Below are 8104 nucleotides of genomic sequence, written 5' to 3' on the forward strand. Positions count from 1 at the left end.
GTGCTGTCGCTGCCGCTGCTGGCCGTGGCCTCGTTCGGCGTCTATCTGCTTTTCTTTGCCGACACCGTGCCGCTGTCGGTGTTTGCGGCAATCGTCTTTGCCGAAGCGCTGTTGTGGCGGCCGGTGGAGGTGGCGCTGATCGTCAACAACGGCCTGGGCAAGTTCGGCCGCGCCGCGCTGCTGGCCATCCTGGCGACCGCGCTGCGGGCGCTCGGCGCGGTGCTGTTCATGTTCTCAGCGCAACACAGCGTCTGGATATGGTCCTGGTTCTATATCGGCGCCAATGCCGCCTCGCTGCTGATTGCCTTCGGCTTCTTCTACCCGCGCCAGAGGCTGCGGCTGCGCGTCGAGCTGTATCTTCGGCGATTGGCCGATTCCATCTATGTGGCCGGCGCCGAAGTGCTGTTCTACCTGCAGATGGAGTTCGACAAGCTGCTGGTGCTGGCGATCGGCGGCCCGCATCTGGCCGGCATCTACGCCATCATCATGCGGCTGGTAGACCTGACGGCGATTCCGATCCGCACCTTCTCGATGATGCTGGTGCAGCGCATGATGCGCGCGCCGGAACTGCTGTCACGGCTGGCGGTCAAGAGCGGCATCGAAGGCGGCGTTTTCGCGGTGTCGACGCTGGCGCTCTTGACGCTCGGCATCGTGCTGCATTTCTTCCCCAATGCGCTCGGCAAGAATGTCGCCGAGGCTGCCCCGCTGGTGGTGCTGGCGATCTGCGTGCCGGGATTGCGCAATCTGATCGAATACCAGGCCGAGCTTTTGTTCGCACGCGGCCAGACGCTGGTGCGGGCGCTCAATCTCGGCCTGCTCGCCGGATTGAAGGCGCTGTTGCTGACCTATGTGCTGACGACCATCCTCGACACGCCGAAGCTGGTGCTGTCGCTCAATGTCGTCTTCCTGCTTTTGTATCTCGCCTCGACGCTGCTCACCTATTCGGCGATGCGCAAGCCGGCCAAACCCGTCTAGGACTTTCTCATTTGTACATGACTTCTGGACAAACGGAAATCGTTGTCCGAGAAAACCGGTTTCCGCTTTTCGGGATGATCTAATCCAACCCAATCAGACGGCGGATGCGGCCGATATCGGTGCCGATGAAGGATTGCATGCCGATCGCCACCTGCTCCGGCGCCATGGCGGCAACGAAGCGGCGGAACTCGTCATCCGAAAGCGCTTCGCCGGTCCAGTGCACGCGGCAGAACTCTTCGGAACCGTGGAAGTGGCCGGCTCCGTCCAGCAGATCGTCGACATAGCGGCCGTAGATCATGCATTCGGAGAATTTGCGCGCCGAACCGACGACCTCGACCCAGTTGCGGCCATGGACCTTCTCGATCTCGCCGCACATGGCCAGCACGGTGTCGCGCCGCCAGGCGATCAGCGTCGAGATGTAGTCATGGATCGACGTCCGGGACGGGTCGATGCCGAGTGCCGATCCCGCATTGCGCGACCAGATGCGATGCTCCTCATGACCTTCGTCCGCCAGCACAGCGTCGCGGCGGAACAGGCGCACCTTGCCGTCGCGCCAGAAGGCGCCGCAGTCGAAAGGTTTCAGGAAGGCAACATCGGAATCGCAGAAGATGAGCACGTCTTGAGATGCATGCGCTGATATGGCGATGCGGCGCAACTGCTGCACATGCCAGCCGCGCAGCGGCTGGGTCTTCAGGCTGAGCCAGACGCGCCGGCGAAACAGGCTGAGCGGATCGTCGAAGGCGTGCAGCCAGCGCGGCAGCAATTCCCGCTCGTCGACCACCGTGCGGCGGCCGGTCTCCAATTGGCGAAACAGGCCGACATCGCGATGCTCGACCAGGATGTAATGGTGCGCCGCGCCAGAAACGTGGCGATCAAGTGTCTCGCACAGCAGGCGACAGCGCTCGAAATCGGGCGCATAGCTTGCCGTCACGATGGCCGCCGTCGGTGTCTGCCGGAGCGGGCTTGGCTCGACAGCGGCACCTGGCACGAACCTGCTGTTCATTTGGTATCTCCCGCGGCTTCGGGCGCAAGCGAGAATTTCTGCCTGACGACGCGCAGCAGGAACAGCGGGTTGCCGACCACATAGCGGCGCCACAGGCGGCCCGGCTCGACAGCCAACCGGAACAGCCATTCGAGCCGCAGCCGGCGCATCCACAAGGGCGCGCGGGGCACCGCGCCGCTCAGGAAATCAAGCAACGCGCCGACGGCGATCGGCAGCGTGCAATGGCGCGCGTCGATATGGCGTTCGATCCACAATTCCTGGCGCGGCACGCCCATGGCCACGAGCAGCACGTCGGGCCGAAGCGCGGCAATCCGGTCGACGATTTCCTGCTCCTGCGAAGGGGGGAAATAGCCGTCATGGATCACCACGAACCGGTGCTGCACGGCCAGTGCCGCCAGCTTGACCGACGCCGCTTCGGCGTTGACGCGCGTCGCGCCGAGCAGCCCGACGGTCAGCGGCGTCGTCGAGGCCTGCAGGAAGGCCGGGACGAAATCGGTACCATTGAGATTGTCGGGAAACGGCGCCCCGTAGAGGAGCCTCGCCGCCAGATCGATGCCGATGCCGTCGGGCAGGATGAGGAAATCATCGAGTGCTTCGGCGAACACCGGGTCGGTATAGGCGATGTTGGCGTTGTGGGCGTTGAGGAAACTGACCTTGGTGAAGCGCCGCTCGGCAATCAACCGGTTCAGCAGGGCGATGGCATCGTTCCAGCGGACCGCAACCACCGGGATGCCAAGGATCGTCTTCAGCGTGTCGAGCCCGAAAGCGGCGCGGGCGGAATGCATGTTCATGCAAACGCCTCCTGCCTGAGAGGGGCGAGCTTTTCGAGGCCGAGCCGGATGGCAGCGTCGAGCGCCTTGACCTGCGAGCCCCGGAACGCGCTGCCGTCAACGTCGCGGATGTCGGCCGCCGCAGCCTCGAGCGCCCTGGCGAAGGCAACGGGATCGTCGGTGACGACGCAATTGGAAGGACGGTGGTCGATGCCGCGCAACGAACGGCTGGTGGCGACCGAAGGCAGGCCGAGCTCGAAGGTTTCGATGGTCTTCAACTGGACACCGCTGCCGGCGGTGCTGATCAGCGGGATGACGGCAGCACCGCGCACGAAAGCTTGCGCGTCGGGCACGCGGCCGACAAATTCGACACCCGGGTGCTTCGACGCGACGCCCGAAGGCATGTGGCCCGCAATGCGGATGCGGAAATCGGGCCGCAGATGCGGCACGACCTTGCCCAGGAACCAGTCGAGGCCGATGCGGTTCGGCTGCCAGGTCCAGGTGCCGATCAGTGCGGCGTCGCAGTCGATGCGGCGCGGGCTTTTCAGGGTTGGCGCCTGGGCACCGGTCACCAGCGACAGCACCGCCGAGCGGTTGTCGGAGGCGACACCGAGCGCGGCGCGGTCTTCCTCGGCCAGGGTGAAGACGAAGCGCGCCCGGCGGCAGAGACGCTCTTCGACGGTCTTGAGCAGCCTCGCCTCGCGGCGAAACAGCAGGCGCTGGAAGAGGCTGCCGGCGGCAGCGGCATTCTCCCGCGCCGAAAGATGCTCGACATTGTGGGCAACGAAGATCGAAGGCCGCTCAGCGAACAGCTTTTCGAAGGCGCCGGCGAACTGCACGGAATTCAAGACATAGCCGTCAAACGGTCCGGCACGCTCAATGGCAGCGAGAACATCGCTGTCGGACACGGCGCGCAGCTTGACCGACGCGAAGGTGAGGCCCGAAAGCAGCGCCTTGCCGACCCAGGCCAGCTTTTGCCGCGCGGAGGCATTTTCCGTGCGCACGTCGATCGCACCCAGCACCACGGTGTTTTCGGGGTCGGCCGCGGGCTTCCCCGGCCAGGTAAAGCCGATGACGGTGACGCGCGCGCCAGCGCGCCGCAAGGCAGCGATGATCGCAGCGTTGGCGATCTCGTAGCCCGAGGCGAGAGCGCCGTCGGGCACGATCGATGTGGCGAACAGCAGATGCATCTTACCTATCCAGTGGTGTAGCCGGTAGCAAAGTGCGGTGAACCCTTGATTAAGCCTGCACATTCGACGACCGAAAGCCGCTGCCTGGCGGGCTTCTCCGTACAAGGTGATTAACGAAACCTTATCAACCGTGGTGCTACCAGAGCCCAACTCACCATGTGGCTGGACACGGATGATCCCTTTGCCATCGGACGGCTCGGTAACGGTCGCGGGACGCACGCCGCGGCTTGACGTCGAGGCCGTCGAAGCCGTCGTCACCTTGCCGACCTTCAAGCGTCCCGAGCAAGTGCTGGAAACGCTGGCGTCGCTGCGCGCGCAGCAAACCGGCAGACGCTTTGCCGTGATCGTCATGGAGAACGAAGCCGAGGCGCGGGCCGGCGCCAAGGCGGCGCTGCCGCTGTTCGAGCGGGGCGAAATGCCGGGCCTGGTGATCATCGCGCACGAGCGCGGCAATTGCAGCGCCTACAATGCCGGCTGGCAGACAGCCATCCTGCAATTCCCGAACTTCAGGCATCTGCTGGTCATCGACGACGACGAGATCGCCGATCCGCAGTGGCTGGAACGGATGTGCCTGGCTGCCGAAACGCTCGGCGCCGACATTGTCGGCGGCCCGCAGGTGCCCGTGTTTGCCGACCCCGCCCATGCGCGATGGGCAGACCATCCGGTGTTCGCGCCGCCTTACCGGGAAACCGGACGCGTGCCGGCGCTCTATTCGTCGGGCAATCTTCTGGTCGGGCGCAACGTGCTGATCGCCATGGGTCCGCCCTTTCTCGATCTCAGATTCAATTTCATGGGCGGCGGCGATTCCGACTTTCTCAGCCGGTCGGTGCAAAAGGGCTTTGTGCTGGGCTGGTGCGCCGAGGCCAAGGTGCTGGAAACCGTTCCGGCGCGGCGTATCGAAGCCGACTGGATCCGCGCCCGCAGCCTGCGCAACGGCGTCATCTCGACACTGGTCGAAAAGAAGAAGCGCGCCGGCACGCCAATGGCCGGCGCCAAAGTGTTGCTGAAGAGCCTGGCACTGCTTGCCGCCTCGCCGTTTCGCGGCCTGATCCGGCTGGCGCGGACCCGATCGCCGGCGATCGCCATCTACCCCGTCCATGTGGCGCTGGGCCGCGTGCTGGCCGAATTCGGATATGCCAATGAGCAATACCGCCAGCCTGAGAAAAACTGAGCGCGCGCCGCTCGGCGACGCGTTCACGCGCGAAGGCGTGGCCACCGCCATTGCCGCGCTGCTGTTCACCGTCATCATGGTGTCGTTCCGGCCGTTCCAGCCGGGCGGCGCCGAACTCACCGGTCAAGGCGGCGACATCGTCAACCAGCTTGGCTTCGGTTCGCTCGGCGCCATGTCGATCTTCTCGCTGATGGCCTTTGCCGATCCGCGCGTGGTGCGCTCGCTGCTGAGCCCATCCTGGGTGTTGATGCTGGGCTTCTTTTTCCTCTCGGTGATCCTGTCGACCGATCCGCCTTCGGCCATGCGCGCCGCCTCCTTCACGCTGATCGGCATCCTGACGATGGCGACGATCCTGGTGCTGCCGCGCGACGCCGAAGCCTTCTCGAAGGTGATCATCTTCACCGCCGTCGTGGTCATGGGCCTTTCCTATCTCGGCCTCATCGTCTTTCCGCACGAGGCGATGCACACAGCCGACTCGCAGGAGCCCGAACATGCCGGACTGTGGCGCGGCGTGTTCACCCACAAGAACATTGCCGGGCCGGTCATGGCCTGCCTCAGCTTCGCAGGCCTCTATCTCTACCGGCGCGGGCAGCGCTACTGGGGCGCCGGGATCTTCTTCGCGGCGATGATCTTCATGCTGCACACCGGCTCCAAGACGACAGCCGGCCTGGTGCCGTTCTCGATCCTGATCGTCATGTTCCCGAGCCTGATAGGCATGCGGCTCGGCACGCCGATCCTGTTTGCGCTGGCCATCATCGCCACGGCGGTCGGCACGCTGGGCATCGTCTTCCTGCCGCCTGTAAAACATCTGGCGGCGATCTATTTCCCCGGCATGACCTATACCGGCCGCACGACGCTGTGGGAGTTCGCCGGCAGCATGCTGGCGAAGAAGCCATGGACCGGCTACGGCTATGAAAGCTTCTGGGGCACGCCGCTCTTGCTCAACCAGGACCAGCCCTTCGACCGGCCCTGGGACATCAGGACCATCGTGCACGGCCATGACGGCTATCTCGACATCGCCGTGCTGATGGGCATTCCGGCACTATGCGTGGCGGTCTACACCTTCCTCATCGCGCCGCTGCGCGACTACATGCGCATTCCGTTGCGCAGGGAAAACATCTTTCTCGGCGACTTCTTCATGATGGTGGTGCTGTTCACGGCGCTTAACGCTTTCCTCGAAAGCTTCTTCTTCCATCGCGGCGACCCGGTCTGGCTGTTCTTCGTGCTCGGCGTGCTCGGCCTCAGGCAAGTGTCGCTGCGGCCAATCGCGGTGCGCGATCCCGATCGTGGCTCGCGATCCTGATGGGGCTTCCCCAGGGAAGCGCCAGCGTCTATGTGAAGGCCTTCCTTTGGAGGGCTTTCGATGACGATCAGGCTTGTTCTCGCCGGCTGCGGCAATATGGGCTACGCCATGCTCTCGGGCTGGCTGAAATCCGGCAAGCTCGCGCCGTCGGCGGTTTTCGTGGTCGAGCCCAATGCCGATCTGCGCAATCGCGCGGCAACGCTGGGCTGCGTGACATCAGCCGATGCCGGTAGCATACCGGCCGATGCCCTGCCCGATCTCGTCGTCATCGCGGTGAAGCCGCAGGTGATCCGCGACGTCACGGCCGCCTACAAGCGCTTCGGCGACGGCCGCACCACCTTCGTCAGCATCGCCGCCGGCACGCCTGCCGCCACCTTCGAGGAAATCCTCGGCAACCGCGCGCCGATCGTGCGCTGCATGCCCAACACGCCCGCGGCGATCGGCAAGGGCATGATGGTGGTGTTCTCCAACAAGCTCGTGTCCGATGACACCAAGCGTTTCGTCGCCGACCTTTTGTCGGCGAGCGGCGAAGTGGCCACCATCGACGATGAGGGCCTGATGGATGCGGTGACCGCCGTGTCCGGATCGGGGCCGGCCTATATTTTCCATTTCATCGAAGCGCTGACGGTTGCCGCCGAGAAGGCCGGTCTGCCGACGGCGACCGCCAAGCTGCTCGCCATGCAGACCGTCTATGGCGCCGCCTCGCTCGCCGCCGAAAGCGGCGAGGAACCGGGCGTGCTGCGCCGGCAGGTCACCAGCCCCAACGGCACGACGGCCGCGGCGCTGGCCGTTCTGATGGGCGAGGACCGGCTGACCAATCTGCTGACGCAAGCGGTGGAGGCTGCGCGGCTGCGGTCGGTCGAACTGGGGAGATAAATCCTCAGTTTGTCCCGTACAGCATCTCATCCTGCAGCCGGCGCAAGGCGAACAGCCTCGTCGTCTGGTCGGGCGACGCATTATCCGCCGTCAGCAATTCGCCTTTCGTGACCGGTTTCAGCACCTTGCCGCCCTCGAGCAGGCCGACCGGCACGGCGCGCTGGGCGCGGGCTTCGCCGACGGTCATCGTCCAGGAGCGGTAACAAGTCTCGCCGATCGCATCGAAGGTCTCGCCGGGGGCAAGGTCGCGCTTGGCAACGGCGCACACTTCGGCAACCGGCCGCGGCAGCGGCACCATGTCGGGCTTGCCGAAAAGCACGATGCGGGCGGCGGTCAGCGGCACTTCCAGCGAGGTCAAATGGTATGGCCGGAACAGGCTGTAATAGGGGCCGTGGCCGATATGAAGATCGTCCATGCGCTCGATGATGCGCGGATGCGTCGCTTCGACGATGACGAAGACACCGGGCGCGACGCCCTTGCCGACCGTGTAGTCGACGACGCCTTTCTTCAACAGCAGCCCGCCATCCTCGCGCGGGATCAGCACCTTGGCGAGGTCGTCGCGATCGGCCTTGGGGCCGTGCATGCCGGGGACGTCCGGCACCAGCCCGGTGGCGTTGGCGATGGCGCACATCTCGACCATGGTCTTGGAGCCGTCGACGAACTCGACCAGCATGCGCGGGTTCATGTTGCGGCGGATCGCTTCGGCGCGATAGTCGTCCGGCACGGCATCGTGGTTGAGCGGGTTGTTCTTGCCCTTGCCGGCCGACACGATGGTCAACCCGAGCGCCGACGCAAACTCGATCAGTTCCATGCAGC

General features: G+C 64.9%; 8 protein-coding genes. 4 read left to right on the forward strand and 4 right to left on the reverse strand.

Annotation, left to right across the window (positions count from 1 at the left end):
• Window positions 1-975 (forward strand): lipopolysaccharide biosynthesis protein (locus tag EN925_RS13565; RefSeq protein WP_128336615.1); only part of this gene is annotated, 975 nt, incomplete at its 5' end.
• A gap of 79 nt (window positions 976-1054) precedes the next feature.
• Here the strand turns inward: EN925_RS13565 and EN925_RS13570 are convergent.
• From EN925_RS13570 to EN925_RS13580, 3 genes are read right to left on the reverse strand one after another with little or no spacing between them, the layout of a single operon-like run.
• Window positions 1055-1978 carry a DUF6492 family protein gene (locus tag EN925_RS13570; RefSeq protein WP_127385835.1) on the reverse strand — a complete coding sequence of 308 codons (924 nt, stop codon included), beginning with the start codon at window positions 1976-1978 and terminating at the stop codon, window positions 1055-1057.
• Window positions 1975-2769 (reverse strand): WecB/TagA/CpsF family glycosyltransferase, encoded by a 795-nt coding sequence (locus EN925_RS13575; protein WP_063170060.1) that lies wholly within the window; start codon window positions 2767-2769, stop codon window positions 1975-1977. Before EN925_RS13575 ends, EN925_RS13570 begins: the two co-directional genes overlap by 4 nt.
• Window positions 2766-3938 (reverse strand): glycosyltransferase family 4 protein, encoded by a 1173-nt coding sequence (locus EN925_RS13580; RefSeq protein ID WP_127388237.1) that lies wholly within the window; start codon window positions 3936-3938, stop codon window positions 2766-2768. The genes EN925_RS13575 and EN925_RS13580 overlap by 4 nt, the downstream gene beginning before the upstream one ends.
• A 172-nt stretch (window positions 3939-4110) precedes the next feature.
• Between EN925_RS13580 and EN925_RS13585 the strand changes: the two genes are divergently transcribed.
• From EN925_RS13585 to proC, 3 genes are read left to right on the forward strand one after another with little or no spacing between them, the layout of a single operon-like run.
• Entirely contained in the window at window positions 4111-5109 is a 999-nt protein-coding gene (locus EN925_RS13585) for a glycosyltransferase (RefSeq protein WP_127384495.1), read from the forward strand.
• Window positions 5078-6412 carry an O-antigen ligase gene (locus EN925_RS13590; RefSeq protein WP_013530224.1) on the forward strand — a complete coding sequence of 445 codons (1335 nt, stop codon included), beginning with the start codon at window positions 5078-5080 and terminating at the stop codon, window positions 6410-6412. The genes EN925_RS13585 and EN925_RS13590 overlap by 32 nt, the downstream gene beginning before the upstream one ends.
• Before the next feature lie 60 nt (window positions 6413-6472).
• Window positions 6473-7288, forward strand: coding sequence for a pyrroline-5-carboxylate reductase (gene proC, locus EN925_RS13595; RefSeq protein ID WP_127384496.1), 816 nt, complete (start codon window positions 6473-6475; stop codon window positions 7286-7288).
• Between the two features lie 4 nt (window positions 7289-7292).
• On the opposite strand, the gene EN925_RS13600 is transcribed toward proC, so the two are convergent.
• Window positions 7293-8104 (reverse strand): SAF domain-containing protein (locus EN925_RS13600; protein ID WP_348630328.1); only part of this gene is annotated, 812 nt, incomplete at its 5' end.

The organism is Mesorhizobium sp. M7A.F.Ca.US.006.04.2.1 (assembly GCF_004022915.1).
GTDB lineage: Bacteria > Pseudomonadota > Alphaproteobacteria > Rhizobiales > Rhizobiaceae > Mesorhizobium > Mesorhizobium ciceri.